Below are 25,810 nucleotides of genomic sequence, written 5' to 3' on the forward strand. Positions count from 1 at the left end.
CCACGGCCGGCTTTCGCCAGGCGCCGGCTGTCTTCGCGGGGGTCAGTCCGGCCCGGGGTCCTTGGGCCAGCTCTCGCCGCGCCAGCGCGGGGGTGTCAGCGCCTCCTCGGTCAGGTGCGGTGCGACCTCCCGCCACGGCCGGATGGACTCGCCGACCTGCACCTCGTCGGCCACCGGCAGCAGCGCCGGCCCGTCCTGCGGCCACAACGCCCGGGTGCGACCGTTGTCCGCGATCAGCAACTCCGCCGCCAGCGGCAACTGCTCCGCCTGGCGGGCGTACTCCCGCGCAGCCAGCACCCCCTGCGCCCGCCGCACACAGAGCTCGTACGGTGAGCCCGGCGCCGCCCGGTAAGGCACCGTGCGCCCGTCGGCGTCACTCACGTACGCCATCGGGGTGATCGCCCGCGGCGACGCCAGATAGATCGCCTCCGCCTGCGCGAACAACCCCGGCAGGTGATCACTGTTGTCGGCCGTGACCAGCAGCGTGCCCCGATCGGGCGCGAAGGCGACCGGCTCCCCGCCGACCTGCCCGGCGAGCCCGGCCAGCCACCCGTCGAGCAGCAGATGTGACGTCCAGTAGGAGTCGCCGTCGTCGATGAACTGGACCACGACCGGCTCTGTGGCCTTGCCCAGCAGCTTCGCCGCGGTCAGATTGGCCCGTGCGGCCGCGAACACCTCGTCGGCGTCGACACCCCAGCCGTTGTCGACGGACACGTACGTCATCGTCTCGGGGTGGTCCACCACGACGAACTCGGCCAGGAACGGCAGCGCGGGCCGCCTCAGCGGCGCGCTGACGTCCGAGGGCGTGGTCACCCCCCGGAGCACCGGCCGCAGCAGCGGACGGGCCGCATGCCAGTCCACGGGGAGGCCGGGATTGCGCAGGAACCCGGCGACGAAACGGTCGACCCGGCGCCGGCGTCCCCGTGACCGTTGCGCCAGCAGTCCGTCGAGCTGAAGCACACTCGGAACGTCGTCACCGTCCGGAGTGAAACTTACCGAAAAGGTCGCCGAGTGGTATCGGGCGTCGGCGAACCCGGCACGGCGCAGCCTTCTGATGACCTGGCTGGCCAGCCGAGCCCGGGCGACCCTGCGGAAAAACCCCACGCGCAGTGCCTCCTTGCTATGCCCCCCGGCATCGGCCGCTGACCTTATCGCAGGGCTGTTACTGCTGGAAGTTCCGACCACCGACCGGTGACAGCACGCGCCTCCAGATCCTCATCGTCGACGACGCCCGCACTCAGACCCGCGGCCCGCACAGCTGCGACGGCGGCCTCGGTCTGCGCCTCGGTGATCTCGGACAGCAGCAGCCCACCGGGGGCGAGCCAGCCGGCGGCACCGGCGACGACAGCACGGAAGACATCGAGCCCGTCCGCGCCACCGTCCAGGGCTGTGCGGGGCTCGTGCAGGCGGGCCTCGGCGGGAAGCAGGGCCAGGTGCTCGGTGGCGACGTAGGGAACGTTGGCCAGCAGGACGTCCACGTGACCGCGCAGCTCCGCGGGCAGGGCCGCGAAGAGGTCACCCTGGAAGACGTCCCCGCCGAGGTTGTCCAGGGCGCAGGCCACGGCGACGGGGTCGCTGTCGGCGGCGACCAGGCGGATGGCCGGGGCCTTTTCGCGCACGGCGAGGCCGAGCGCACCGGAACCGCAGCAGAGGTCGACCACGGTCTTGCCGGGCGTCCCGAGCTCGGCCAGGGCGGTGTGCACGAGCAGCTCACTGCGGACGCGGGGCACGAAGACGCCGGGGCGCAGCCGGACCCGTACGCCGCAGAAGTCGGCGAAACCGACGACCTGCTCCAAAGGCTCGCCCAGCGCCCGGCGATCGACGAGCTCGCGGAGATGCGCGGGATCGGTGGCGGCGCTGCCGAGCACGGAAGCCTCATCCTCGGCGAAGACGCAGCCGGCGGCCCGTAGCCGGACGGTGGCCTCGGTCAGGTCGGTAACTGTCACAGCGCCATGTCTAGCAAAGCGGGGGAGGTCGCCGGAGGTTATCCACAGTCCCTTTTTATCCACAGGGGGCGGGGCGGCGGAGGGGTGCTGAGGCCTAATTTCGGCCGGTGCGTGACGCGAGGAATCCCGAGGAAGTCAGTGCCAGGCTGCGAACGGTCCTGGCGCCGGTGCGTGGCCGGCCGGCGTCAGGGTCTGTGGGATCTTCGCGGCCTTCCGGGTCGCCGTGGGCCACGCCGCCGAGGCGGTTGCCCGGCGGGCTTCCTGGTTCGGGGGCGTCCTCCGTTGCCGGGGATTCGTCCGAGCCCAGCGCTTCGGACCAACCGCTCTATCGCGCTGCCGCTGTTCCTCCCGAGCCACCACCACCCTCATCGCAAGATCCAGAGCCGGGCTTGGTCCACCAGGCCGCCTCGTCGTCGCCTCCGCAGAGGGCCGGGTCGGAGAACGGGGATGGTGGTTGGCCGGTGCCCGGTGGGCCACCGCTCACCTGGAACGATCTGTTGCCGGGCTGGCCGGATGACGTGACGCTGCAGCCTCGTGACGAGCCGCGTCCTGTTGTCGCCGCGGCCAGCCCGCCTGCGCCGCCGCCCATCCCCGCCCCCGAAGATCTGGCGACTCGGCCGCCGTGGGCTCCCGCCGAACCACTGCGGCCGCCTGCCCTGTTCGGGCCCGATGCCGACGACGAACACCCCGGGGAAGAACCCCTGACCGGCGCCGGTGCGTTCGACAGCGCTCCGCGTTCGCGTCTCGGCGCCTTCGATCCCGGCCGACGCGGTGTGAAGGCGCTGGCCGCGGTGACGATCCTCGTGGTCGTGATCGCGGCCCTGCTGGCGTGGCGGGCCCGTCCGCGGGTTGATCCGGTAGCTCCGCCCGGCATCGACCCCGCCGCCGCGGACGCCTCCCTCTCGAACGACTCGGATGCAGCCGGACCAGCGACCAGCGCTCCGGGCGGACCAGGCGCCAAGCCGTCCGCCCCGGCCGCAGTGGTCGTGGCAGTCGGTGGCAAGGTCCGCAAACCCGGACTCGTCGAACTACCGCCGGGTGCCCGGGTGGCAGATGCCCTGAAAGCGGCCGGCGGCGCCAGCCCCGGCGTCGACGTGGCGCCGCTCAACCTGGCCCGGAAGGTCGCCGACGGTGAACTCATCATGGTCGGCGTCACGCCCCCGCCGGGCGCTGCGCCGACAGCCGCTGCCGGGCCCGGAGCGCCGGGGCAACCTGGCGCCGGGCCGATCAACCTCAACACCGCCACCCTCGCCGACCTGGACACGCTCCCCGGTGTGGGACCGGTGCTGGCCCAGCGCATCCTGGAAGCCCGCGATGCCCAGGGCGGCTTCAAAGCGGTCAGCGACCTCCGCCAGGTGAGTGGCATCGGCGCAGCCCGCTACGAACAACTCAAAGACCTGGTGACCGTGTGAGCCGCCAGGCTGGCGCCCCAGGCTCGCGTGTGGTCGGTAACCGTCCGTCAGAGGATCGGGCACCGGATCTCCGGCTGGCGAGCTTCGCGGTTGCGCTGTGGCTCGCGGCGCTGGCTTCGCTCTACCTGTCCGCGCGCTGGGGTCTCATCCTCGGCGCTGCGACGCTGGCGGCGGCCGCAGGCACAGCCCTGATCCACCGCATACCGCGTGCCTCCGATGACTCACGACGCGGGGCGGTGCGCTGGCTGGTTGCCGCTGCCTTGCTCGGCGCTGGTTGTGGGGCCGTGGCGACCGCCGCGCGGGTCAGTGTCCGGGATGCCGGGCCGGTTGCTGCGCTTGTTGAGGCCGGTGCCACCGTACGAGTGGATCTTGTGGTGCGGGATGATCCGCGGGCCTTGCGGGGGTCGCCCGGGCTGCCGGCCACCTATCTGGTCGCGGTCGAGCTGACCTCGGTGTTTCCTGAGGACGGGTCGCGGCTGCGGCTTTCGGTGCGGGCACTCGTGCTGGGCTCCGATCCGGCCTGGCAACCGCTGCTGCCCGGCCAGCGTGCCTCGGTCAAAGGCCGGCTGATGGCACCGCGTGGCGGCGACCTACGGGCTGCCGTCCTGTCGGTGAAAGACCCGCCCCTGCTGCACGGGCGTTCGTCGTGGGCTCAGCGCGCCGCGGGCACGCTGCGTGCCGGTCTGCAACGGGCCTGTGCGCCGCTGCCGGACGACGTCGGCGGTCTGCTGCCCGGCCTGGTCGTCGGCGACACGAGCCGGCTCGACGACGCGCTGGAGGAGGACTTCCGCGCGACCGGCATGACTCATTTGAACGCCGTCAGCGGCGCGAACGTGGCGATCATCCTCGGGGTGGTGCTGTTCGCAGTGCGGTGGACGCGGGCCGGGCCGCTGCTCACCGCCCTGGTCTGTGCCGTCGCGCTGGTCGGCTTTGTCATCCTCGCGCGGCCGTCACCCAGCGTCGTGCGGGCCGCCGCGATGGGAGCGATCGGATTGATCGGGCTGGCCGCCGGGCGTCCGCGCGCCGCCTTGCCCGCCCTGGCCGCCGGGGTGGCGGTGCTGATCGTCGTCGACCCGGAACTCGCGGGCGACATCGGCTTCGCGCTGTCCGTGCTGGCGACCAGCGGCCTGCTGCTGCTCGCGCCGAAGTGGCGGGACGCCCTCCGGCGCCGGGGATGGCCGCTGCTGGCCGCTGAGGCGTTGGCAGTGCCCGCCGCTGCGCAGGTCGCGTGTGGCCCGGTCGTCGCCGGAATCTCGAACTTCGTGAGCCTGGTCGCCGTACCCGCCAATCTGCTTGTGGTGCCCGCGATCGCGCCCGCCACCTTGTTCGGGGTCTCCGCCGCTGTGCTGTCGCCCGTCTGGCCGGTCGGTGCCGAGTTCGCCGCCTGGCTGGGACAGTGGCCCGCTCGGTGGCTGGTGCTGGTGGCGACCTACGGCGCCCGGGTGCCCGCCGGTGCGCTGCCGTGGCCCGGTGGGGTGCTCGGCGCGCTGCTGCTGGCCGTGGTCACGGTGGCGCTGCTCATCGCCGTACGGCGGCCGTTGATCCGGCGGTTGGTGGCGGTTGTCTCGGTCGGGGCGATGCTCGGGGCCCTGCCCGTACGGCTGATCGCGTCGGGGTGGCCGCCGCCGCGCTGGCTGATCGTCACCTGCGCGGTCGGCCAGGGCGATGCGATCGTGCTGCCCGCCGGGGCCGGCCGAGCAGTCGTGGTGGATGCCGGGCCGGAGCCGACCCCCGTCGACCATTGCCTGCGGCGGCTCGGCGTTCAGCAGGTTGTGCTCTTCGTCGTCAGTCACTTCCACGTCGATCACATCGGCGGGATCGCCGGCGTCTTCCGCAACCGCTCCGTCCTGGGCGTGATCACGCCGGACTGGCCGGAACCACCGGGCGGCCGTGCCCTCGTCGCCGCGCAGGCTGCCGGTGCCCGTGTGCCGATGCTCGCGGTGGGGCCGGGCTGGTCGTACACGGTGGGTGGGCTCGCGCTGACTGTGCTGGGGCCGTACGAGCCGTTGCACGGCACCAATTCCGACCCGAACAACAACTCCCTGGTGCTGCGGGCCCGGCTCGACGGCCGCACGGTGCTGCTGCCCGGTGACGCCGAGACCGAGGAGCAGCAGGCCCTGCTCAACCACCTCGGACCCTCAGCGGTACGCGCCGACGTGCTCAAGGTGGCGCACCACGGCTCGGCGTACCAGTTGCCGGAGTTCCTCGACGCTGTCGACCCGGCCGTGGGGCTCGTGTCGGTCGGGGCCGGCAACGTCTACGGGCACCCGAACACCTCCCTGCTCGCGCGGCTGAGCCGAGGCGGGACGCGGATCCTGCGTACCGATCGGGGCGGTGACCTCGCCGCCGTCAACACCGGCTCGGGTCTCGCGGTCGTGGCTCGCGGCGACCCGCCGCCATGACCTGTCACGTCCGGTGGCGCGCCCTCGTCCTCATGACAACGACGAACGTAAGGAGTACGAGCATGAAGGTCGCAGTGGCCGGCGGCACGGGTCTGACCGGCCGCCACGTCGTCCAGGCGCTGAAGGACGCCGGTCACCAGCCGGTGGTGCTGGCCCGGTCGGCCGGCGTCGATCTCGTGACCGGCGCCGGGCTCGACGCGGCGCTCGCCGGGGTCGACGCCACCATCGACGTGAGCAACGTGACGACGCTGAAGCGCGCCGAGGCGGTCGACTTCTTCGAGCGGGCCGGGCGTCACCTGCTCGACGCCGCCGCGCGGGCCGGGGTACGGCATCACGTCGCGCTGTCCATCGTCGGCATCGACCGCGTGCACACCGGCTACTACCAGGGCAAACTGCGTCAGGAGGAGATCATCCGGGGCGGCTCGGTGCCGTGGACCGTGCTGCGGGCGACCCAGTTCCACGAGTTCGCCGAGCAGATCCTCGAGCGGATGCCCGGACCCGTCGCCCTGGTGCCCCGCCTGACCGTGCAGCCTGTCGCCGTACGCGAGGTTGCCGAGGCCCTTGTCGAGCTGATCCGCGGCGAACCGCAGAAGGCCGCGCCCGATCTGGCCGGGCCGCGGGTGGAGTCGCTGGCCGACATGGCCCGGCGGGTGGTCCGGGCCGGCGTCGTCCGCCGGCGTGCCGTGGTGCCGCTGTGGCTGCCCGGGCCCATGGCCCGCGGCGGGCTGCTGCCCACCGGTCCCGGCCCGCGGGGCACGCAGACCTTCGAGCAGTGGCTGGCCGGGCGGCGCGGATGACGGTTCGCGCAGCGTTCACCCGGCGGCCGGGCCGGCGAACATCGGTGATCATCAACTTCGTCGTAGGGTCCACGTATGTCGACGTCTCGTGTTCGTGCAGCGCTCGCCGGGGTCGTGGGAGCGGTCCTGGTCGTGACCCTGACGCCGGTCGTGGCGGCCGCCGCCGCGCCCGCTGTGGTGCCGCTGGTCGACGATCCGGCGAGCTATGTGGATCCGTTCATCGGGACCACCCGCGGCGGCAACACGTGGCCCGGCGCGACCCGGCCGTTCGGCATGATCGCCTGGAGCCCGACCAGCACAAACGGCGACCAGACCAGCACCGGCGCGGCCAACGGCTACGAGTACAACGTCACCAAGGTGCGTGGCTTCAGCCTGACCCACGTCAACGGCGCGGGCTGCAACCCGGGGGCGGCCGGGGACGTGCCGATCATGCCGTACGTGGGGGATGTCACCACCTCACCCACCGCGGACACCCGTGATCAGCAGTACGTCTCGACGTTCACGCACGCCAACGAGTCCGCCACTCCCGGCCGGTACACCGTCGGGCTCGACAACGGCGTGCGGACCGACCTCGCCGTCAGCACCCGGGCCGGCGTCAGCGACTTCACCTTCCCCACCGGTTCGGCCGCCAACCTGCTGTTCCGCACGTCCAACTCGCTCAACGGCAGCGAGGACGCCGAGATCACCATCGACGGCGGCAGCCGTACGGTCACCGGGTCGGTGCTCACCGGCGGCTTCTGCGGGCGCCGGGGCAACGGTGGCGGGGCGACCAACCCCAACCGCCGCTCGTACTACCGGCTCTACTTCAGCGCGGTGTTCGACCGTGACTTCGCCCGGACCGGTACCTGGCAGAACGCGACCGTCACCCCGGGCGGCACCACGGCCACCGGGGGAGAGGGCTACCTCACCGGCGCGGACCGGGCCGGCAAGGGCTCCGGCGGCTGGGTGGGCTTCGACACGGCCGCCGGCGGGGCGGTGCGCATGCGGGTCGGCATCTCGTACGTGAGCCTGGCCGGCGCCGCCGCGAATCGGGACGCCGAGGTCCCCGCCACCGCCACCGTCGACTCCGTGGCCGCGGCCACCCGCGACGCGTGGAACACCGAACTCAAGCGCATCCGGGTCGGCGGCGGCACCGAGGCGCGGACGAAAGCCTTCTACACCGCGGTCTACCACTCGCTGATGCAACCGCAGACGATGAACGATCTGGACGGCCGCTACCTCGGTGCCGACCGGCAGATCCACAGCATCCGGGCCGGTCAGCGGGCGGCGTACGGCACGTTTTCCGGCTGGGACCAGTACCGGGCGCAGATCCAGTTGCTCGCCCTGCTGCGGCCCGACGTGGCCGGGGACATGGCGCAGTCGATGCTGGACTTCGCCGCCCAGAACAACGGCATCTGGGACCGCTGGCTGCACCTCGGCGCTCCCACGCACGTCATGACCGGTGACCCGGCCGCGCCGACGCTGGCCACGTATTACGCCATGGGCGCCCGCAACTTCGATGCCCGGGCGGCGCTCGACTCGCTCGTCCGGCAGGCCACCGTGCAGAATCCGGACGCCCTCTCCGACGCCGGTTGCCCCGGTCAGTGCCTCGGGCAGCGGCCGACGCTCAACACGTACCTGGCGCTGAAGTACGCGGCGAACGACATCTGCCACTGCTGGGGCGGCGCCGCGGAGACCTTGGAGAACTCGCTGGCCGACTTCTCCCTGGCGATGTGGGCGCGGCGGGCCGGGCGCAACGACCTGTACCGGCAGCTGCGGCCGCGCGGCGACTACTGGATGAACACGTACAACCCGGCGGTCGGGTACCAGGCGGCTCGGCGGGCGGACGGCAGCTGGCAGAGCGGCTTCACGCCGTCGACGGATGTGGGCTTCGCGCAGGGGTCCAGTGCCACGTACACATGGATGGTGCCGCAGGACGTGTCCGGGCTGGCGGCGCTGATGGGTGGGCGTACGGCCGCGGCGACCCGGCTGGACGGGCTCTTCCACGACGAGAACGGCAACTGGGCGGTGCTCGGCGGCAACGCGTTGCGCTACGACCCGACGAACGAGCCGGGCATCCATGTGCCGTGGATGTACAACGGGCTCGGTCAGCCGTGGAAGACCCAGGAGACTGTGCGGCAGATCGTCGACACCGCGTACGGGACCGGTCCGGCGGGCCTGCCCGGCAACGACGACCTGGGCACGATGAGCGCCTGGTACGCGTTCGCGGCGATCGGCATGTTCCCACAGGTTCCCGGCCGGGCGGAGATGCTCCTGGGCAGCCCGGTGTTCACCCGCGTGGTGATCGACCGCAGCAACGGCGTCCGCCTGACGGTGAACGCGAACTCCGCGGACCCGTACGTCCAGGGGGTCAAGCTGAACGGCTCGACGCTGCGCCGCTCCTGGCTCCCGGAGTCGTTCGTGCAGACCGGCGGCACGGTCACCTTCACGCTGGCGACCAGCCCGAACAAGACCTGGGCGACCTCGTCCGCCGACCTCCCGAAGGACCACTGACGACCGGGCCGGCCGTCCACCGTCACAACGACACGCCCGGATTAGGCCGAGCGTTCCGTTCGACCCCGGGCGATCGGTTCGGATGTGGGTGGGATCACCTTCGTCCGGCGAGCCAGACATTCAGCCTGATCGAGAACCATTACGGCCGTGGCCGCATGGCGGATCACCGATATGTCGGGTTTCGCGTTCCTTGGTCAGCGGGCTGCGCGCAGGAGTGAGTCGTGCGGAAGCGTCAGACCTTCGTGCGAAGATTTCCGACGTGAACACCGCGTCCCCGGCACCGTTGCTGCTCGTCCAAGGCGACGAGGAGCTGCTCGCCGCCCGGGCGATCGCCGCTGCTGTCGCTGCCGCGCGAGCCGACGAGCCCGGCGCGGACGTCCGCGAATACGAGGCCGGTGCGCTCAGCGCCGGTGAGGTCGCCGAGATGCTCAGCCCGTCGTTGTTCGGCGGGCGCCGTGTCCTGGTCGTGCGCAGCGGGCAGGACGCGCGCAAAGACCTCGTCACCGCGCTGCTGGCCTACGCCAAGAATCCGGACCCCGATGTCTCGCTGATCGTCTCCCACGTGGGCGGCGCCAAGGGCAAGGCGTTCGCCGACGGGCTGCGGGCCGCCGGTGCGACCGTCGTCGCCGTCGCCAAGCTCAAGGGGGAGCGCGAGCGGATCGCGTTCGTGCGCGACGAGTTCCGGCGCAACGGTGGCCGGTGCGACGAGGCCGCCGCGTCCGCGCTGCTGGCGGCGGTCGGCACCGACCTGCGGGAGATCGCCGCGGCCTGCTCGCAGCTGCTCGCCGACACCGACGGCAAGATCAGCGCGGCCGTCGTCTCGCGCTACTACAAGGGCCGGGCCGAGGTCAGTGGCTTCGCGGTGGCCGACGCCGCCATGGTCGGTGACGTTCCGGGTGCGCTCGAGGCGCTGCGCTGGGCCCTGCACGTGGGTGTCGACCCGGTGCCGATCGCCGACGCGATCGCCGACGGTGTGCGCACGGTCGCCCGGGTCGCTTCCGCCGGCCGCGGCAACCCGTACCAGATGGCCAGCTCGCTCGGCATGCCCGCGTGGAAGATCCAGAAGGCCCAGGAGCGCAGCCGCGGCTGGACGCCGGAGGGCCTGGTCGACGCGATGCGCGCGGCGGCCGATTGCAACGCGGCGGTCAAGGGCGGTGCCGAGGACCGGGGGTACGCACTCGAGCGCGCCGTCTTCGCCGTTGCCGCCGCCCGCAACTCCGGTGGCGCCCGATGACCAGGTCACGCCGGGCCGGGCTGTCCCGCGACGAGGCGCGCCAGCAGCCGCTCTACGCCCGCATGCTCGGCCTGCAATATCTCGCGCCCGGTGGCTTCCTCTGCTTCGTGTTCCTGGAGGGTGCCGTCGCGTTGGGCATCCTGCTGGCGCTCGCCGAGCTGGTCAGCTGGTGGGGCGTGCTGGCGCTGCCGCTGACCGTCGCGGCCATGGTCAAGCTCAACGACGTGGTCGCCGGCTCCCTGATCCGTCCCGCGACCACCCGGCCACCGGTTGCCGGGGTTCGCGCTTCCGCGGCCTCACCGGGAGCGGCGACGGTGCGTCTGTCGCCCGCGGTGATCGCGCAGGTCAGCGCTGCGGCGCCGGAGAGTGGGTCACCCGCGCTGCGCCCGGCCGTTGTCCGGCGAAGCACCGCAGATCTGGCTTCCGGGCCGCCCGGCGAGGATCGCTGGACCCCGGCCGCCATGGACGCGAGCGCGCTGAACGGTCCGCCGGTGACCCGGCAGTGGACCGAGGACCTCGACGACAGCCAGCAGCGCGCACGACAGTCGGCAGCCCGCCGCTACGAGTAGGCGGGCGCGGCTCTCCCACTGGTGCCGCCTGGCTGTGTCACCTGGCTGGGGAAACAACTCAGGCACCGCTGAACCCGGAGGTTCGGCGGTGCCCAGAGGTGTGTGACGCTGGAACCAGCCTGCGGTCAGGCAGACAGCGAGGCGATCCGCTTGGCGATGGCCGACTTGCGGTTCGCCGCCTGGTTCTTGTGAATGACGCCCTTGCTCGCAGCCTTGTCGAGCTGACGCGAGGCGTCACGCAGCAGCGCGGTAGCCGTCTCGGTGTTGCCGGACACGCTCGCCTCGTTCAGCTTGCGGATCACGGTCTTCAGCGACGACTTGACCGACTTGTTGCGCAGCCTGGCCTTCTCGTTCTGCCGGTTGCGCTTGATCTGGGACTTGATGTTCGCCACGCGACAGCCTTGTCCTGACTAGTTCGGATGATGTACTCGGACGGTGGCGACGCAGCAAACAGCAACGTCACCACACGCGACGAACCAATGTATCAGGCCCGCTTCGCGCCGCCCAAATCGCTCGGCTGCCCGGCCGGCTCACGGCTCACTTCGGTGGCACCCAGCCGCGGCGCTCGGCCAGCCAGGCTAGGGCCTGCTCGCCGCTGAACTTCTGGTGCTGCCGGCTGTGCGGCGAGGCGCTGCTGGGCCCGCGGGCCGCGCTGGTCAGCCAGTATCCGCCGAGCGCGGCCAGGGCGCCGTCGACACCGTCCGCCGGCGGCTGCCACGGCTCCAGGGCGGCATCCACGTCGAGGGCGCTCGCGTACGCCGTGACCAGCAACGTCACTGTGTCGAACCACGGTGCGCCCAGGCAGGGCCACGTCCAGTCGCAGAGCCACGCTGCGCCGTACGCGTCCAGCAGAACGTTGTCCACCCGCAGGTCGCCGTGCAACATGCCGGACCCCGCGACCAGGTCCGGCAGCCCCCGCTCCAGCGCGGCCAGCTCGCCCAGCCGGCCTGGCACCCAGTCCGGTGTGGGCGGCAGCGGCGCGCGCCCCGCCGCGATCTCGGACCACCACGACAGCTCGTCGCGCACGATGTCGCCGAGCCGTGGCATGCCCAGGGCGAGCAGCTCCGGGCCGGGCCGGCTCAACGCCACCGCCGACGCCTGCCAGGCCGCCAGCGCCGCGCTCAGGTCACCGGGCGCCCACGGCAGCTCCGGGACGTGCCCCGCGATCGCCTCCAGACACAGCACGAAGTGCCCCTCAGCTATGAGCGTCCACCGCGGGCGTGCGGCCGGCACCTCTACTGGCAGCGCGGCTGTGACGGCCGCCTCACGGGCGTACCAGTCGGCGATCGGTTCCGTCACCGGCGCGGCCTTGACGAAGACCCGATCCCCGGTCACCGTCGTCAGCACGGCCGCAAAAGCCCTGGTGAAACCCCCGCCCGCGGCGGCTGCGGCCACGACCGGCGAACCGAGCCGCAAGCTGATCGCTTCCCGCAGGGCCGTCGGCAGATCCTCCCAATCCGGACGTACGGCGGTAGCGCCGTAAGCGACCTCGGGCAATGTGACGGCGCGCATGCCCCCATCCTGCCTCCCCGTTTTGTCGTACCCGGCTGGCAGGCTGTGCCCATGAGAACGGACGACTTCTGGGCGGTCATCGACCGGGCTACCGCCGACCGGCCGGGCTCGCCCGACGAGGTGGCCAAGCGGGCCACCGCCGAGCTGGTGGGGCGCGACCCGGCCGAGATCGTGGCGTGGGGCCGCCACCTCGACAAGGTGATGAACGCCTCGGGCAAGGAAGACCTCTGGGCGGCGGCCTACCTGATCAACGGTGGGTGCTCCGAGGACGGCTTCGACAACTTCCGCGGCTGGCTGATCGCGAACGGGCGGGATGTCGTCGCCCGGGCGGTTCGTGAGCCGGATTCGCTGGCTGATCTGCCGGCGGTGCGGGCGGCGGCCTCGACGGGGGCTGTGTTCGAGGCCGAGGAAGTGCTGGGCATCGCGGAGGCGGCTCATCGGGAGGCCACCGGGGACGAGCTCCCGCCGAGCGATACGCCCAGGACTCGGCCGGATCCGGCGATGCTGTGGGACTTCGACAACGAGGAGGAGATGCAGAAGCGGCTGCCCCGGTTGTCCGCCCTGTTCCTCGAGCCGCCGGACTGATCCGCCTACTGCCCAGGGGGCGGGAAACGACGTCGAACGGGGTGGTCGGGTTTGGGCAGAATCGGGCTCATGGACGTTCATCAGCAGGAGACGGCCCCGGTGGGGGAGCAACGGTCGATGCGCGGCACGGTCGCGTCGGTGAGCTGCAACGACGTTTACTCGTTCAGCAAGCCGGTCCGCGACGAGATCGTGCTGATCGCCGGGCTGGGTGTGGCCGGTGATGTGCACGCCGGGTTGACGGTCCGGCACCGCAGCCGGGTGGCCGTGGACCCGGACCAGCCGAACCTGCGCCAGGTGCATCTGATCCGCGCCGAGCTGCACGACGAGGTGAATCAGGCCGGCTATGACGTCCCGGCCGGTGGTCTGGGGGAGAACGTCACCACGACCGGCATAGACCTGCTCGCGCTCCCGGTGGGCACGGTCCTGCGCTTCGGGCCGGCCCCCGCGCCGGGCGCGGAACGCTCACGGGCTCAGGGCGCCGCTCACGCGCCAGCGCCTGTCGCGGAACGCTCACGGGCTCAGGGCGCCGCTCACGCGCCAGCGCCTGTCGCGAAACGCTCACCAGGGGCCGATGCCGCTCTCGCGCCGGATTCGGGAGCCGAGGGCTCGCCTGCCGGCCCAGCTCATCCGCCGGCCGGCGGAACGGAACACTCGCGGGCCGCGGAGCCGGACCTCGCTGGTCCGCCGGACGGTGCCGCCGCTGTTGTGGCTGTCGCGGCGCGCGCCACCCTCGACGCTCCCACCGCCGAGGCCGTAGCCGCCCTCGCCGCCCGCATCCAGGCCGAGCAGACCGCCGAGCAGACCGCCGAGCAGCCCGCCGGGCCGATCACCGAGCGCCATCCGGCCCACCACGACAGCGGGCACACCGGAGCCGACGGCACCCCCGACCCCCGTCCGGCGATCGTCATCACCGGGCTGCGCAATCCCTGCCAGCAGATCAACAACTACCGGCCTGGCCTGCTCAAACGCGTACTCGGGCGGGAGCCCGACGGCACGCTCAGCCGGCGGGCGGGTGTCATGGCCGTGGTCCTGCGGGGCGGCCCGGTACGGCCCGGCGCCGAGATCCACGTCGAGCTTCCGCCGGGGCCGCACCGGCCGCTGGACCGGGTGTGATCGGGGCTTGCCGCGCGGCGTGGGACGATAGACGTTGCCGGTGCGTTCATCGGCAGCCAGCCCGCTTGAAGAGAACGGACGATCGTGCCTGGACCGCTCGACCCCGGCGTGAACATCATCGGAGCGACCGATCCCGGTCGGATCCGCAACTTCTGCATCATCGCGCACATCGACCACGGGAAGTCGACCCTGGCCGACCGGATGCTGCAGATCACCGGCGTGGTCGACCCGCGGCAGATGCGCGCTCAGTATCTCGACCGGATGGACATCGAGCGCGAGCGTGGCATCACGATCAAGAGCCAGGCCGTGCGCATGCCGTGGGTCGTCCGCGAGGGTGACCGCACCGGCGACACCGCCGTGCTCAACATGATCGACACGCCGGGCCACGTGGACTTCACCTATGAGGTCTCCCGCAGCCTCGCCGCCTGTGAGGGCGCGGTCCTGCTGGTCGACGCCGCGCAGGGCATCGAGGCGCAGACCCTCGCCAACCTGTACCTGGCGATGGAGAACGACCTGCACATCATCCCGGTGCTCAACAAGATCGACCTCCCGGCCGCGCAGCCGGAGAAGTACGCCGAGGAGCTGGCCAAGCTCATCGGCTGCGAGCCCGACGACGTGCTGCGGGTCTCCGGCAAGACCGGGGTCGGCGTCGCGCACCTGCTCGACGAGGTCGTCCGCCAGTTCCAGCCGCCGGTCGGCAACCACGACGCCCCGGCCCGCGCGATGATCTTCGACTCGGTCTACGACGTCTACCGCGGCGTGGTCACCTACGTCCGGGTCATCGACGGGCGTATCGAGGCCCGCGACAAGATCAAGATGATGTCCACCGGCACTGTGCACGAGTTGCTGGAGATCGGTGTCGTCTCGCCCGAGATGGAGAAGGCCGGCGCGCTCGGGGTGGGCGAGGTCGGCTACATGATCACCGGCGTGAAGGACGTCCGTCAGTCCCGCGTCGGCGACACGGTCACGAACAATCAGCGGCCGGCCACCGAGCCGCTGGGCGGCTACTCCGACCCGAAGCCGATGGTCTACTCCGGCCTGTATCCGATCGACGGCTCGGACTACCCGGCGCTGCGTGACGCCCTCGACAAGCTGCAGCTCAACGACGCCTCACTGACCTACGAGCCGGAGACGAGCACAGCGCTCGGGTTCGGCTTCCGGTGCGGCTTCCTCGGCCTGCTGCACCTGGAGATCATCGGTGAGCGGCTCGAACGCGAGTTCAACCTCGACCTGATCTCCACCGCGCCGAACGTGGTCTACCGCGTCTTCACCGAGGACGCCGCCGAGTTCGTCGTCACCAACCCGAGCGAGTTCCCGGACGGCAAGATCGCCGAGATCCACGAGCCGGTGGTCCGGGCAACCGTCCTGGTCCCCAACGACTACGTCGGCGCCGTCATGGAGCTCTGCCAGAGCCGCCGCGGCCAGCTGCTCGGCATGGAGTACCTGTCCACCGAACGGGTCGAGCTGCGCTACACCCTGCCGTTGGGCGAGATCATCTTCGACTTCTTCGACCAGCTGAAGTCCAAGACCAAGGGCTACGCGTCGCTGGACTACGAGCCCTCGGGCGAGCAGGCGGCGGAGCTGGTCAAGGTCGACATCCTGCTGCACGGCGAGCCGGTGGACGCGTTCAGCGCGATCGTGCACAAGGACAAGGCCTACAACTACGGCGTCACGATCGCGGCCAAGCTGCAGAAACTCATCCCGCGGCAGCAGTTCGAGGTCCCCATCCAGGCCGCTATCGGCAGCCGCATCATCGCCCGCGAGACCATCCGCGCCATCCGCAAGGACGTGCTCGCCAAGTGCTATGGCGGTGACATCAGCCGCAAGCGCAAGCTGCTCGAGAAGCAGAAGGAAGGCAAGAAGCGGATGAAGATGGTCGGCCGCGTCGAGGTCCCCCAGGAGGCCTTCATCGCCGCGCTGTCGACCTCCGACTCGGTCGACAGCAAAACAAACAAAAAATAGGGCGGTTTGGTTTTCCGGCCGGTCGGGAACTCTGGGGTCAGACGAACGCAACAACTGTTCTACCCCCCAAGGAGACCTTCAATGACCGTCACCGGCATCATCACCGCGCTCATCGTCGGCCTGATCATCGGCGCCCTCGGCCGCCTGGTCGTACCCGGCAAGCAGAACATCCCGATCTGGCTGACCATGGTCATCGGTGTCGTGGCCGCCCTGCTGGGCACGGTCATCGCCCGGGCCTTCGGCGTCGACTCGACCGGCGGCATCGACTGGATCGAGCTGCTGTTCCAGGTCCTGCTCGCCGCCATCGGTGTGGCGCTGGTCGTCGGCATCGGCGGCCGCCGCGGCGTCACCCGCTGAACACGGATCAGCTGAGGCTGAACCGAAAAGCTCCACAGGAACGCCGGACCGCGAGGTCCGGCGTTCCTGCATTTCCGTGTCCTTCAGCAAGCCGCCCAGCCGGGGCCGGCGAGAGTTCCGGGAAGCGATTCGCACCAGTGAGCGCGAGCGCCAGAGGGGCGAGGCGGTGCAGGGGGCGAGGCGGTGCAGCTCGGAGCGATGCAGATCACAAGCCAGCAGATCAAGGGCAATTTCCGGTCGTAGGTCCGTGCGTGGTGCTGATCGTCGCTCACGCCGAGACCGGTCGCTTCGCTCCCTGCCATGTCCGTGCTTGGGCACCCTCCGCGCGCTTCGCGCGCACTAAGACTTGGTCTTCGGCCCGGCTTGGCCCTCAACCTCGGGCTCATGCCCGAGTCGAGGTCGCCCCCACCTGGGTTCACCTTCCAGTCGGGCCCCGCGCTTCCAGTCGGGCCCCGCGCTTCCAGTCGGGCCCCGCGCTTCCAGTCGGGCCCCGCGCTTCCAGTCGGGCCCCGCGCTTCCAGTCGGGCCCTGCCCTTCCAGTCGGGCCCCGCGCTTCCAGTCGGGCCCCGCGCTTCCAGTCGGGCCCTGCCCTTCCAGTCGGGCCCCGCGCTTCCAGCCGGGCCCCGCCCTTCCAGCCGGCTCCCCGCTTCCGGCGGGCCCTGCGGTTCGGCCGGCCCCCGCTTCCAGCCGGCCCCCGCTTCCGGTCGGCCCCGCTCCCAGTTGGCTTGCCTTCTCAGCCGGGCTTGATTGTCCGGCTGGCCTGCCCTCCATCTCGGTCTTCATCCTCAGCCCCGGGCTTCCGGGGCCAAGCCCACGCTCTACTGAAGACCTCGCCTTTCGGGCCGGGCTTCGCTGGATTGCGGGCCGCGCGGTCCGCGACCGGGCCGCTAGGTTGGGCCGATGGGTGTCCGGGGGCTCTTGCTGGACGCCGGCGGCGTACTCATCGGACCCGTCGGCGGCCGGTGGAACCCCCGGTACGACTTCGAGCAGGTCCTGGCCCGGCATGTTCCCGGAATCCCGGACTCAGCCCTACCGGCAGCCTTCGCAGCCGGCCAGGCGCTGCTCGACAGCACCTCAGGCACCGCCGACAGGACCGACTACCACCGGGCCATCCTCCAAGCCCTCGGCATCGCCGCCCCCACCCCCGAGCTACTTTCCGAGCTTGAGGAACCCGCCGCCGGCCTGCCCGTCGAGCCCTACCCCGAGGTCCGGGACGTGCTTGCCCGGCTGCATGCCGACGGCGTGCCGATGGCTGTCGTCTCGGATGCCTGGCCGGACCTCGATGACCTTTTCCGCCGGCTCGAGCTGCGGGACTTCTTCGTCACCCTGGTCATCTCGGCCGTTCTCGGGTGCCGCAAGCCCGATCCGCGGATGTACCGCGCCGGCAGTGATGCGCTCGGGCTTTCGCCGGCCGGCTGTCTCTTTGTTGATGACGATCCTGAGCTTGTCGCCGCGGCCGTCCGGCTCGGCTATCAAGGGGTCACGATGGTTCGGGAGCTCGACGAGGCAGAGCCGCCCGCCACGCGGTGGATCGCGTCACTGAGCGAGCTTGTTCAGTAGCGGAACTTGTGTTGTGCGCTGCGGCGGTTCACCCAGGCCGGGAGTTCGTCCACGTGTTCCAGGTGTGGCACCTGCTCCACCGGGTCCTGCGGCTTCGTCACCTTGCGCATCGTCACCACGTAGCCCTGGACCAGTCGGTCCTCGCGGAGATCCCGGTACGTCGCCTCCACCATCACCTGGGTCTCGTCGGCCCGTTGCAGAGAGCAGTAGACCACCCCGTCGCCCTGGTCGCGGAGGGCTCGGCGGACCTGGCCCCGGTCGTCCGGGTGCACCAGATCCGGCAGGGTGGCGAACGGGGGGAGTTCCTTCTCGCCGATCAGTTCGTGCAGCGCCGGGCTCGCGTACCGGATCTGCTGGTCCTCGTCGATCACCAGCATGATGTCCGCGGTGTTGCGGATCACCGCCCGCAGGTAGAGGTCGCTGTCGCGGCGGCCCACCGCCTCCACCAGGGAGATCCGGTCCAGAGCCAGCGCCGCCTGGCCGGCCAGGACCTCCAGGGCGTCGCGGCTCACCGTCAGCATGTCCTTGCGGCCCGACAGGACCAGCGCTCCGCCGCTCGGGCGGGCCACGGCCAGCGGCTCCAGCCACAGCGGACAGACCAGCGTGCCGTCCGCCGGGCCGGTGCCGGGCTTCTTCTCGTCGTCCAGCCACCAGCTGCGCGGGCGGGGGCTCGTCGCCGCCGCCGGCAGGGCCTGCAACGTGAGCTGGCGGTCGTCGGTGGCGAAGACGATGCGCTGCACGTCGTGCGGTGGCAGCAGCTGGGTCACCGCCGTGCGGACCGCCTCGTCGACCGCGGCCTCGTCGGCCGCCGCGACCAGCGCCGCGCTCGCCTCACGCAGCACGCGTTCGCGGATCAGGGCCTGGCTGTTCTGCGTCACCGAGTCGGCCAGCCTGGTGAAGGCCAGCACCACCGTCAGCGCGCCCGCCACCGCGATCACCACACCATCGCGGACCTCGCCCTGGAGCGCCTCGATGAGCAGCACCAGCGGCGGCGTGGCCACCGACAGGCCCAGCAGGGTCGCCCAGCGGCCCTGCCACGGCTTCGGCCGCAGTGGCAGGGGAGTCGTCAGCTGGACCATCGAGGGGTGCAGCGCCGCGCCGCCCCAGGCCAGGTAGAGGAGCATGTAGCCGGCCTCGGTCCACGGGCTCGGGGCCAGCGGGTAGGCGATGTCGCTGGCGAGGATGCCCAGCGCTCCGACGCCCAGCAGCACCGCCGACCAGTTGAACCAGACCGCCACGATCAGCCGGGCGCAGATGCCGACCAGCAGCAGGGCGCCGAGCATGTCCTCGGGTGCTATCGCGCCCAGCCAGCTGCTGCCACCGATCAGGAACACCCAGATCACCAGCAGCGCCGCGCAGGCGAAGGCCACCAGGTCGATCACCCGGGCCCGGTCCATCAGGATCGCGCCGGCCCGGGTCAGCTGCAGCAGTGACAGCGCCACCAGGGCGAACATGGCCAGGTAGGCGACGTCGGCGGCAGCGTACTCGTGCACGGCGTGCAGGATGTCGCCGATGGCCACCGCGACGACGGAAGCCGTCAGCAGCAGCCAGGGCCCGATCCGGGCGGGCTTGTGCCGGCATATCCCGAAGATGATCGCGGCGACGCCGACGGCTCCCAGATGGATCCACTCGATGGCTTGGAGCACGACTAACTAGTACCAGTCCGGTCGCTGTCTGTCCACGTCGATGTATACGCAGCGCTATGACCAGGCAACATCGTGATCGTGACTCTTCGGGGCATGAATAAACGTGAATATGAAGGCTGATCGCCTAGCTGAAGACCTCGGCGATCACGGTGTCGTTGCCCGCGCCCTTGCCGCCGGTTACGGGCTGCCACTTACCGTCGAGCGCGTTCCACTCCCGGTCGGCGAAGCGGACCCGCTCCACGCCCGTGCTGCTGGCGTGCGAGACGAGCCAGTGGGCGTACCGCCAGCCGGCATTGACGTCCTTGACCGCGACGGTCAGGCCGCCGCTCTGGGTCGCCTCGATGGTGTTGAGGCCCTTGCCCCAGTCGAGGCGCATGCCCTCGGCCAGTGCGGCCGCGGCGGTGGCCCCGCGCAGGGCGGGCTCGCCGCTCACCGTGCACTCGACCGCACCGGTGGCCCGGCCGGTCAGGGCCTTGGCGAGCACGGTGGACTCGTCGGCCCACTTCTCGTACGCGTTCGGATAGGCCGATCGCTGCACCTTCTGCGCCGCGTCGGTGACCCGCATCTTCTGCCAGCCCTTGACCTTCTTGAGGGCCGAGTAGAACTTGCCCGCCGCGTACCTCGGGTCCTGGATCTTCTCCGGCGTGCCCCAGCCCTGGCTGGGGCGCTGCTGGAACAGCCCGACCGAGTCGCGGTCGCCGGTGTCCAGATTTTCCAGCTTGGACTCCTGGAACGCGGTCGCCAGGGCGATCACCACGGCCTGCTCGGGCATCTTGCGCCGCAGGCCGACGGCGGTGATCGTGGCCGCGTTGGCCATCTGCACGAGGTCGAGGGCGACCTCGCCGTCGGCGCGCACGATGCATTCCGGGCCGAGCTGCGGCAGTTTGATCTTGCCGCCGACGGAGTTGACGGCCACGACCACGCCGAGGGCGCCGAGGAGCGCGAGCAGAACGACCACGACTACCGGCTTTCTCCGCACGCACACTCCCTCCGTCGGGGGACAAGAGTAATCAACGAGTGCCCGTCTCCTGCGTCGCCGGCACCCAGGAGGCCGGGCGCTTCTCGCGGAAAGCCGCGACACCCTCGCGGCCCTCGGCCGAGCGGAAGTAGCCGGCCGAGCGCTCCGACAGCTCGGCCAGGTCGGCGCGCACGGTCTCGGCCGGCCGGCGGCGCAGCAACTGCTTGGTGCCGGCCAGGGCCAGCGGGCCACCCCGGACCAGAGATTCCGTGTACGCGGTGACGGCCGCGTCCAGCGCCTCCGCCTCGACAGCCGCCGTGACCAGCCCGATCTCAGCCGCGCGCGCCCCATCGAAGACGTCGCCCGTGAGATAAAGCTCAGCCGCGGCCCGAGGAGCCAGCCGGGGGAGCACGGTGGCACTGATCACTGCCGGGATCACGCCGAGGCGTACCTCGGAGAACGCGAACGTCGCCGTACGGGCGCAGACCGCGATGTCGGCCGCCGCGATCAGGCCCAGCCCGCCCGCGCGCGCCGGACCGGCGATCCGGGCCAGCACCGGCTTCGGGAACTCCCAGATCGCGGCGAGCACGTCGGCCAGCAGTTCGGCCGGGATCTTGCCGGACTCCCGGGCCTCGGCGGTCTCCTTAAGGTCGGCCCCCGAGCAGAAGACCGGGCCGGTGTGCGAGATCACCACCGCCCGGACCGCCGGGTCGGTGAGCGCGGCGCCGAGCGCTGCCAGCAGCTCGCGCATGAGCAGCGAGGAGAGCGCATTACGGTTCGCCGGGCTGTCCAGCGTCACGGTGGTCACCCCGGCTGCGGTGACGGTACGGACCAACTCCATGCCGGAACCCTAACGGTGTACGTGCACACTTGACGGATGCCTGGTCCAGCGCCCGAGGGCGAGCCCGTACCGAGTGACGGCTCGCTGCCCGACAGTGCCCTGCGCGACGTCGGCGGACGGGGTTTCGGGGTCTACGTCCACGTCCCGTTCTGCGCCAGCCGGTGCGGGTACTGCGACTTCAACACGTACACGGCCAGCGAGCTGGGCGGGGGCGCCAGCCGGGAGGGTTACGCCGACGCGGTCCTGGCCGAGCTGAAGCTGGCCGCCTCGGTCACCGGCGCGCGCGTCGACACCGTCTTCGTCGGCGGCGGCACGCCGACCCTGCTCGACCCGGGCGACCTGGGCCGGATCCTCGAGGGCATCGACCGCACCTGGGGGCTGGCCGCCGACGCCGAGATCACCACCGAGGCCAATCCCGAGTCGGTCACCCCGCAGTCGCTGCAGGCGCTGCGCAAGGCCGGCTACACCCGGATCTCGCTGGGCATGCAGTCCGCGGCCCCGGCCGTGCTGCGCATCCTGGAGCGCCGGCACACCGCCGGGCGGGCGCCGCAGGCGGCGATCGAGGCCCGGGAGGCCGGCTTCGACCACGTCAACCTGGATCTGATCTACGGGACGCCGGGGGAGACGCCCGAGGACTTCGCCCGTTCACTGGCGGCGGTGCTCGACGCGGGGGTGGATCACGTCAGCGCGTACTCGCTGATCGTGGAGGACGGGACGCGGATGGCGGCCCGGATGCGCCGGGGCGAGCTGCCGTACCCGGAGGACGACGTGGCCGCGGACCGCTACCTGGCCGCCGAAGCGGCGCTGGGCGGGGCGGGTTTCTCCTGGTACGAGGTGTCGAACTGGGCGACGACGCCGGACGCCCGCTGCCGGCACAACCTCTTGTACTGGTCCGGCGGGGACTGGTGGGGGCTCGGGCCGGGCGCGCACAGCCACGTCGGCGGGGTGCGCTGGTGGAACGTCAAGCACCCGGCCGCGTACGCGAAGCGGGTGGAAGCGGGTCTGTCGCCCGGGCAGGGCCGGGAGATCCTGACCGATGCGGACCGCCACGTCGAGGACGTGATGTTGCGCGTACGGCTGCGCGCCGGCCTGCCGCTGACCGCGCTGGACGCGGCCGGGCTGACCGGCGCGGCCGGGGCCCTGGCCGACGGCCTGCTGGACCCGGCGGCGTACGAGGCCGGGCGGGTGGTTCTCACCCTGCGCGGCCGGCTGCTGGCCGACGCCGTGATCCGCGACCTGCTGCCATGACGCCGATGGCGCCGGGCCGGGGCCCGGCGCCATCGAAGCGCTACTTGATGAGCGAGACCGTCATCGGGTAGTTGTACGGCTCGTTGTTGTTCGCCTTCACGCCGGCGACGATGCCGAAGATCGTGGCGATCGCCCAGGCCGCGATACCGACGAAGAAGCCGATCACGATGCAGGTCAGCACCCAGCCGACGATGGCGATGATCGACCAGAGGATCTGGAAGTTCAGCGCCTTGACCGCCTCGGCCCGCACGACCGGGGACTGGTTGCCCTTGGCCAGCAGCGCCACCAGCGGCGCGATCCAGCCGGAGCAGCCGCCGCCGAGGAACGCGCCGGCCGCGCCGCCGAAGTGGGCGACCAGGATCCAGGTCTTGTCGTCGTTGCCCGGCGCGTAGCCACCCGGCGGGTAACCACCGGGCTGCTGGCCGTAGGCGCCGGGAGCGCCGTACGGGGTGCCGCCGGGCGGCGGGCCGTAGCCACCGGCACCCGAGCCGGGCGGCGGGCCGTAACCGCCCGCGCCGGAGCTGGGCGGCGGGCCGTAGCCACCCGCGCCGGAGCTGGGCGGCGGGCCGTAACCGCCGGCACCCGAGGTGGGCGGTGGGGTGCCGTAGGTCGGCGGCTGCTGCGGCGGGGTGCCGTAGCTCGGCGGCTGCGGGGAGCCGTACGCCGGGGGCGGCGGCGGGGCCGATCCGGGATTCGGATCGTTACCCGGATATGGGTTGAGCGGCGCGGTGGGATCCGAGGGATTGCCCTCACCGGGCGGACGCGGCGGTTCAGTCATGCGCACACGGTAGGACCGCACGTCGAACGTGGCGAGAGCAACACCCGGGTGACGTCGGAGAATAGACAGTCGGCTAAGTGGCCCGGGTCCGCACGGCTGATCATCGCGCGGCGGGCGCGGGCGACGTAGACTGGCACTCGACTTCGCGGAGTGCCAGCTGAGAGGTGGAGGGGTACGACATGAGTCTCGACGACCGCAAGCTCGAAGTACTCCGCGCCATCGTCGAGGACTACGTCGCCACCCAGGAACCGGTGGGCAGCAAGGCCCTGGTCGAGCGGCACCAGCTGGGCGTCTCACCGGCTACGGTCCGCAACGACATGGCCGTGCTGGAGGAGGAGGGCTACATCCGGCAGCCGCACACCAGTGCCGGCCGGGTGCCCACCGACGCCGGCTACCGGCTCTTCGTCGACCGGCTCTCCCGGGTCAAGGCACTGAGCCCGGCCGAGCGCCGGGCCATCGAGCGCTTCCTGGTCGGCGCGGTCGACCTCGACGACGTGGTGCACCGCACGGTGCGCCTGCTCGCGCAGCTCACCCGCCAGGTCGCCGTCGTGCAGTATCCCAGCCTGGCCCGCTCCGCGGTGCGCCATCTGGAGCTGGTTCCGATCTCCACCACCCGGATCATGCTGGTGATGATCGCCGACACCGGCCGGGTCGAGCAGCGCCTGGTGGAGCTGCCCGGGCCGATGCCCGGCGACGACGTGCTCGACATGCGCCGCGTGATCAACGCCAAGCTCACCGGGCAGAAGCTGGCCGACACCCCGCCGCTGGTGCAGACGCTGGTCGACGAGTGCGCCCCGGAGAAGCGCACCACGATGGCCTGCGTCGCCTCGGTGCTGCTGGAGACACTGGTGGAGCGCAGTGAGGAACGCCTCGCTCTGGCGGGCACGGCCAACCTCACCCGCGGCGGCGTGCTGGACTTCCAGGGCTCGCTGCGGCCGGTCCTGGAGGCGCTGGAGGAGGAAGTCATCCTCCTCAAGCTCATCGGTGAGGTGGAGCCGAGCACCACCCGGGTCCGCATCGGCGACGAGAACGAGATCGACAACCTGCGGGCGGCCTCGGTGGTCAGCACGGGTTACGGACCCGGCACGACGATCGTTGGTGGGCTCGGCGTGCTGGGGCCGACCCGGATGGATTACCCCGGCACCATCGCCACGGTACGAGCCGTGGCACGCTACGTTGGCGATTTGCTGGCACAAAACTGACGGAACCGCTCAGCGCTGGGCAGACATGAGGACTCGAACCCCTGTGGCCAAGGACTATTACGGAATTCTCGGGATCAGCCGGGAAGCCACCGACGACGAGATCAAGCGCGCTTACCGCAAGCTGGCCCGTCAATACCACCCGGACGTCAATCCCGACCCCGAGGCGCACGAGAAGTTCAAGGACATCAACGCGGCGTACGAGGTGCTCTCGGACGACCAGAAGCGGCAGATCGTCGACCTCGGCGGTGACCCGCTGGCCCCGGGCGGTGGCGGCGCGGGCGGACCGGGTGGCCCCGGTGGGGCGGGCCCGTTCGTCGGTTTCCAGGACATCATGGATGCCTTCTTCGGCACGGCCGCCGGCGGTGGCTCCCGAGGACCGCGGCCGCGCACCCGGCCCGGCGCCGACGCGATCCTGCGCCTGGAGCTGGACCTGGTCGAGACGGCCTTCGGCGTCGAGGCGCCGATCACGGTCGACACCGCGGTCCTGTGCACCCAGTGCTCCGGCGCGGGCACCGCACCCGGCACCCACCTGGCCACCTGTGAGACCTGTGGTGGCCGCGGTGAGGTCCAGTCGGTGCAGCGCACGTTCCTGGGTCAGGTCGTCTCCTCCCGCCCGTGCCAGGTCTGCCAGGGCCACGGCACGGTCATCCCGCAGCCCTGCCCGACCTGCGCCGGCGACGGCCGGATCCGCACCCGCCGCTCGCTGACCGTGAAGATCCCGGCCGGCGTCGAGGACGGCATGCGCATCCGCCTGGCCCAGCAGGGCGAGGTCGGCCCGGGTGGCGGCACGGCCGGCGACCTGTACGTGGAGATCCACGAACGCCCGCACGACGTCTACTCCCGCAAGGGTGACGACCTGCACTGCCGGGTGACGCTGCCGATGACGGCCGCCGCGCTCGGCACCCGGCTGACCATCAAGACGCTGGACAGCGAGGAGAACATCGAGGTCAAGCCGGGCACCCAGCCGGCCTCGACGCTGCGCATCCGGGGCAAGGGCGTGCCGCACCTGCGCGGGCAGGGCCGCGGTGAGCTGTTCGTGCACCTGGACGTCAAGACGCCGACCAAGCTGACCGCCGACCAGGAGCGGATGCTGCGCGACTTCGCCAAGACCCGGGGTGAGGACATCGCCGAGCTGAGCAAGCAGGGCGGATTCTTCTCCCGCATGCGGGACGCCTTCAACGGACACTGAGGGACC

General features: G+C 71.5%; 21 protein-coding genes and 1 pseudogene. 14 read left to right on the forward strand and 8 right to left on the reverse strand.

Annotated features, from left to right (window positions below; translation table 11 throughout):
* Positions 1–42: 42 nt before the first annotated feature.
* Together ACZ6S4_RS40940 and ACZ6S4_RS40945 are read right to left on the reverse strand one after the other, a co-directional pair.
* Positions 43–960 (reverse strand): DUF1444 domain-containing protein, encoded by a 918-nt coding sequence (locus tag ACZ6S4_RS40940; RefSeq protein WP_465480060.1) that lies wholly within the window; start codon positions 958–960, stop codon positions 43–45.
* A 188-nt stretch (positions 961–1,148) separates the two neighbouring features.
* Positions 1,149–1,946 (reverse strand): putative protein N(5)-glutamine methyltransferase, encoded by a 798-nt coding sequence (locus ACZ6S4_RS40945; protein WP_465480061.1) that lies wholly within the window; start codon positions 1,944–1,946, stop codon positions 1,149–1,151.
* Positions 1,947–2,533: 587 nt separating this feature from the next.
* On the opposite strand from ACZ6S4_RS40945, the gene ACZ6S4_RS40950 reads away from it, so the two are divergent.
* The 6 genes and pseudogenes from ACZ6S4_RS40950 to ACZ6S4_RS40975 all read left to right on the forward strand — a co-directional run.
* On the forward strand, positions 2,534–3,358 hold the full coding sequence (locus ACZ6S4_RS40950; RefSeq protein WP_465480092.1) for a ComEA family DNA-binding protein: 825 nt from the start codon (positions 2,534–2,536) through the stop codon (positions 3,356–3,358).
* Positions 3,359–3,387: 29 nt separating this feature from the next.
* Positions 3,388–5,760 carry a ComEC/Rec2 family competence protein gene (locus ACZ6S4_RS40955; RefSeq protein ID WP_465480062.1) on the forward strand — a complete coding sequence of 791 codons (2,373 nt, stop codon included), beginning with the start codon at positions 3,388–3,390 and terminating at the stop codon, positions 5,758–5,760.
* 62 nt (positions 5,761–5,822) lie between these two features.
* Positions 5,823–6,557: an SDR family oxidoreductase gene (locus tag ACZ6S4_RS40960; protein WP_465480063.1), complete on the forward strand. Its 735-nt coding sequence runs from the start codon at positions 5,823–5,825 to the stop codon at positions 6,555–6,557.
* A 75-nt stretch (positions 6,558–6,632) separates the two neighbouring features.
* A complete protein-coding gene (locus tag ACZ6S4_RS40965) occupies positions 6,633–9,050 on the forward strand; it encodes a GH92 family glycosyl hydrolase (RefSeq protein WP_465480064.1) in 2,418 nt (805 codons plus the stop codon).
* 250 nt (positions 9,051–9,300) lie between these two features.
* Positions 9,301–10,284 carry a DNA polymerase III subunit delta gene (holA, locus tag ACZ6S4_RS40970; protein ID WP_465480093.1) on the forward strand — a complete coding sequence of 328 codons (984 nt, stop codon included), beginning with the start codon at positions 9,301–9,303 and terminating at the stop codon, positions 10,282–10,284.
* A pseudogene (locus ACZ6S4_RS40975) lies at positions 10,281–10,694 on the forward strand (hypothetical protein); the annotation flags it as partial. The gene holA and the pseudogene ACZ6S4_RS40975, both read left to right, overlap by 4 nt.
* A gap of 284 nt (positions 10,695–10,978) precedes the next feature.
* Here ACZ6S4_RS40975 and rpsT read toward each other — a convergent pair.
* Positions 10,979–11,245: a 30S ribosomal protein S20 gene (gene rpsT, locus ACZ6S4_RS40980; RefSeq protein WP_465480065.1), complete on the reverse strand. Its 267-nt coding sequence runs from the start codon at positions 11,243–11,245 to the stop codon at positions 10,979–10,981.
* Positions 11,246–11,390: 145 nt separating this feature from the next.
* The gene (locus tag ACZ6S4_RS40985; RefSeq protein ID WP_465480066.1) at positions 11,391–12,365 is read right to left on the reverse strand and encodes a phosphotransferase family protein; all 975 of its coding nucleotides are present in this window, start codon (positions 12,363–12,365) and stop codon (positions 11,391–11,393) included.
* Between the two features lie 51 nt (positions 12,366–12,416).
* Here ACZ6S4_RS40985 and ACZ6S4_RS40990 point away from each other — a divergent pair, with 51 nt between their 5' ends.
* The 5 genes from ACZ6S4_RS40990 to ACZ6S4_RS41010 all read left to right on the forward strand — a co-directional run bounded on the left by ACZ6S4_RS40990 (position 12,417) and on the right by ACZ6S4_RS41010 (position 17,942).
* Positions 12,417–12,950, forward strand: coding sequence for a DUF4240 domain-containing protein (locus ACZ6S4_RS40990; RefSeq protein WP_465480067.1), 534 nt, complete (start codon positions 12,417–12,419; stop codon positions 12,948–12,950).
* A gap of 69 nt (positions 12,951–13,019) precedes the next feature.
* A complete protein-coding gene (locus ACZ6S4_RS40995; RefSeq protein WP_465480068.1) occupies positions 13,020–14,063 on the forward strand; it encodes an MOSC domain-containing protein in 1,044 nt (347 codons plus the stop codon).
* Between the two features lie 84 nt (positions 14,064–14,147).
* A complete protein-coding gene (lepA, locus tag ACZ6S4_RS41000; RefSeq protein WP_360829047.1) occupies positions 14,148–16,025 on the forward strand; it encodes a translation elongation factor 4 in 1,878 nt (625 codons plus the stop codon).
* Between the two features lie 81 nt (positions 16,026–16,106).
* Positions 16,107–16,382, forward strand: a complete 276-nt coding sequence (locus ACZ6S4_RS41005) for a GlsB/YeaQ/YmgE family stress response membrane protein (protein ID WP_465480069.1) — start codon at positions 16,107–16,109, stop codon at positions 16,380–16,382.
* Positions 16,383–17,282: 900 nt separating this feature from the next.
* On the forward strand, positions 17,283–17,942 hold the full coding sequence (locus tag ACZ6S4_RS41010) for an HAD family hydrolase (RefSeq protein WP_465480070.1): 660 nt from the start codon (positions 17,283–17,285) through the stop codon (positions 17,940–17,942).
* Here ACZ6S4_RS41010 and ACZ6S4_RS41015 read toward each other — a convergent pair.
* The 3 genes from ACZ6S4_RS41015 to ACZ6S4_RS41025 all read right to left on the reverse strand — a co-directional run bounded on the left by ACZ6S4_RS41015 (position 17,936) and on the right by ACZ6S4_RS41025 (position 21,387).
* The gene (locus ACZ6S4_RS41015) at positions 17,936–19,588 is read right to left on the reverse strand and encodes a PAS domain-containing protein (protein WP_465480071.1); all 1,653 of its coding nucleotides are present in this window, start codon (positions 19,586–19,588) and stop codon (positions 17,936–17,938) included. The genes ACZ6S4_RS41010 and ACZ6S4_RS41015 overlap by 7 nt on opposite strands.
* 124 nt (positions 19,589–19,712) lie before the next feature.
* Positions 19,713–20,573: a hypothetical protein gene (locus ACZ6S4_RS41020; protein ID WP_465480072.1), complete on the reverse strand. Its 861-nt coding sequence runs from the start codon at positions 20,571–20,573 to the stop codon at positions 19,713–19,715.
* 25 nt (positions 20,574–20,598) lie between these two features.
* Positions 20,599–21,387: an enoyl-CoA hydratase-related protein gene (locus ACZ6S4_RS41025; RefSeq protein WP_465480073.1), complete on the reverse strand. Its 789-nt coding sequence runs from the start codon at positions 21,385–21,387 to the stop codon at positions 20,599–20,601.
* 36 nt (positions 21,388–21,423) lie between these two features.
* Between ACZ6S4_RS41025 and hemW the strand changes: the two genes are divergently transcribed.
* Positions 21,424–22,635, forward strand: coding sequence for a radical SAM family heme chaperone HemW (gene hemW / locus ACZ6S4_RS41030; RefSeq protein ID WP_465480074.1), 1,212 nt, complete (start codon positions 21,424–21,426; stop codon positions 22,633–22,635).
* A 40-nt stretch (positions 22,636–22,675) separates the two neighbouring features.
* On the opposite strand, the gene ACZ6S4_RS41035 is transcribed toward hemW, so the two are convergent.
* Positions 22,676–23,413 (reverse strand): DUF4870 domain-containing protein, encoded by a 738-nt coding sequence (locus ACZ6S4_RS41035; protein ID WP_465480075.1) that lies wholly within the window; start codon positions 23,411–23,413, stop codon positions 22,676–22,678.
* Between the two features lie 179 nt (positions 23,414–23,592).
* On the opposite strand from ACZ6S4_RS41035, the gene hrcA reads away from it, so the two are divergent.
* Both hrcA and dnaJ read left to right on the forward strand, forming a co-directional pair.
* Positions 23,593–24,615, forward strand: a complete 1,023-nt coding sequence (gene hrcA / locus ACZ6S4_RS41040; protein ID WP_465480076.1) for a heat-inducible transcriptional repressor HrcA — start codon at positions 23,593–23,595, stop codon at positions 24,613–24,615.
* Between the two features lie 43 nt (positions 24,616–24,658).
* Positions 24,659–25,804 carry a molecular chaperone DnaJ gene (gene dnaJ / locus ACZ6S4_RS41045; RefSeq protein ID WP_203770907.1) on the forward strand — a complete coding sequence of 382 codons (1,146 nt, stop codon included), beginning with the start codon at positions 24,659–24,661 and terminating at the stop codon, positions 25,802–25,804.
* The last annotated feature ends 6 nt before the right edge of the window (positions 25,805–25,810 follow it).

The sequence above is a fragment of the Actinoplanes sp. NPDC051405 genome (assembly GCF_055586185.1).

Excerpts from the sequence above, each read along its gene's own strand:
- ACZ6S4_RS40960 (WP_465480063.1), top strand. The coding sequence starts at position 5,823 with ATGAAGGTCGCAGTGGCCGGCGGCACGGGTCTGACCGGCCGCCACGTC.
- ACZ6S4_RS40965 (WP_465480064.1), top strand. The coding sequence starts at position 6,633 with ATGTCGACGTCTCGTGTTCGTGCAGCGCTCGCCGGGGTCGTGGGAGCG.
- ACZ6S4_RS40985 (WP_465480066.1), bottom strand. The coding sequence starts at position 12,365 with ATGCGCGCCGTCACATTGCCCGAGGTCGCTTACGGCGCTACCGCCGTA.
- ACZ6S4_RS40990 (WP_465480067.1), top strand. The coding sequence starts at position 12,417 with ATGAGAACGGACGACTTCTGGGCGGTCATCGACCGGGCTACCGCCGAC.
- ACZ6S4_RS40995 (WP_465480068.1), top strand. The coding sequence starts at position 13,020 with ATGGACGTTCATCAGCAGGAGACGGCCCCGGTGGGGGAGCAACGGTCG.
- ACZ6S4_RS41005 (WP_465480069.1), top strand. The coding sequence starts at position 16,107 with ATGACCGTCACCGGCATCATCACCGCGCTCATCGTCGGCCTGATCATC.
- ACZ6S4_RS41010 (WP_465480070.1), top strand. The coding sequence starts at position 17,283 with ATGGGTGTCCGGGGGCTCTTGCTGGACGCCGGCGGCGTACTCATCGGA.
- ACZ6S4_RS41025 (WP_465480073.1), bottom strand. The coding sequence starts at position 21,387 with ATGGAGTTGGTCCGTACCGTCACCGCAGCCGGGGTGACCACCGTGACG.
- hemW (WP_465480074.1), top strand. The coding sequence starts at position 21,424 with ATGCCTGGTCCAGCGCCCGAGGGCGAGCCCGTACCGAGTGACGGCTCG.
- ACZ6S4_RS41035 (WP_465480075.1), bottom strand. The coding sequence starts at position 23,413 with ATGACTGAACCGCCGCGTCCGCCCGGTGAGGGCAATCCCTCGGATCCC.
- hrcA (WP_465480076.1), top strand. The coding sequence starts at position 23,593 with ATGAGTCTCGACGACCGCAAGCTCGAAGTACTCCGCGCCATCGTCGAG.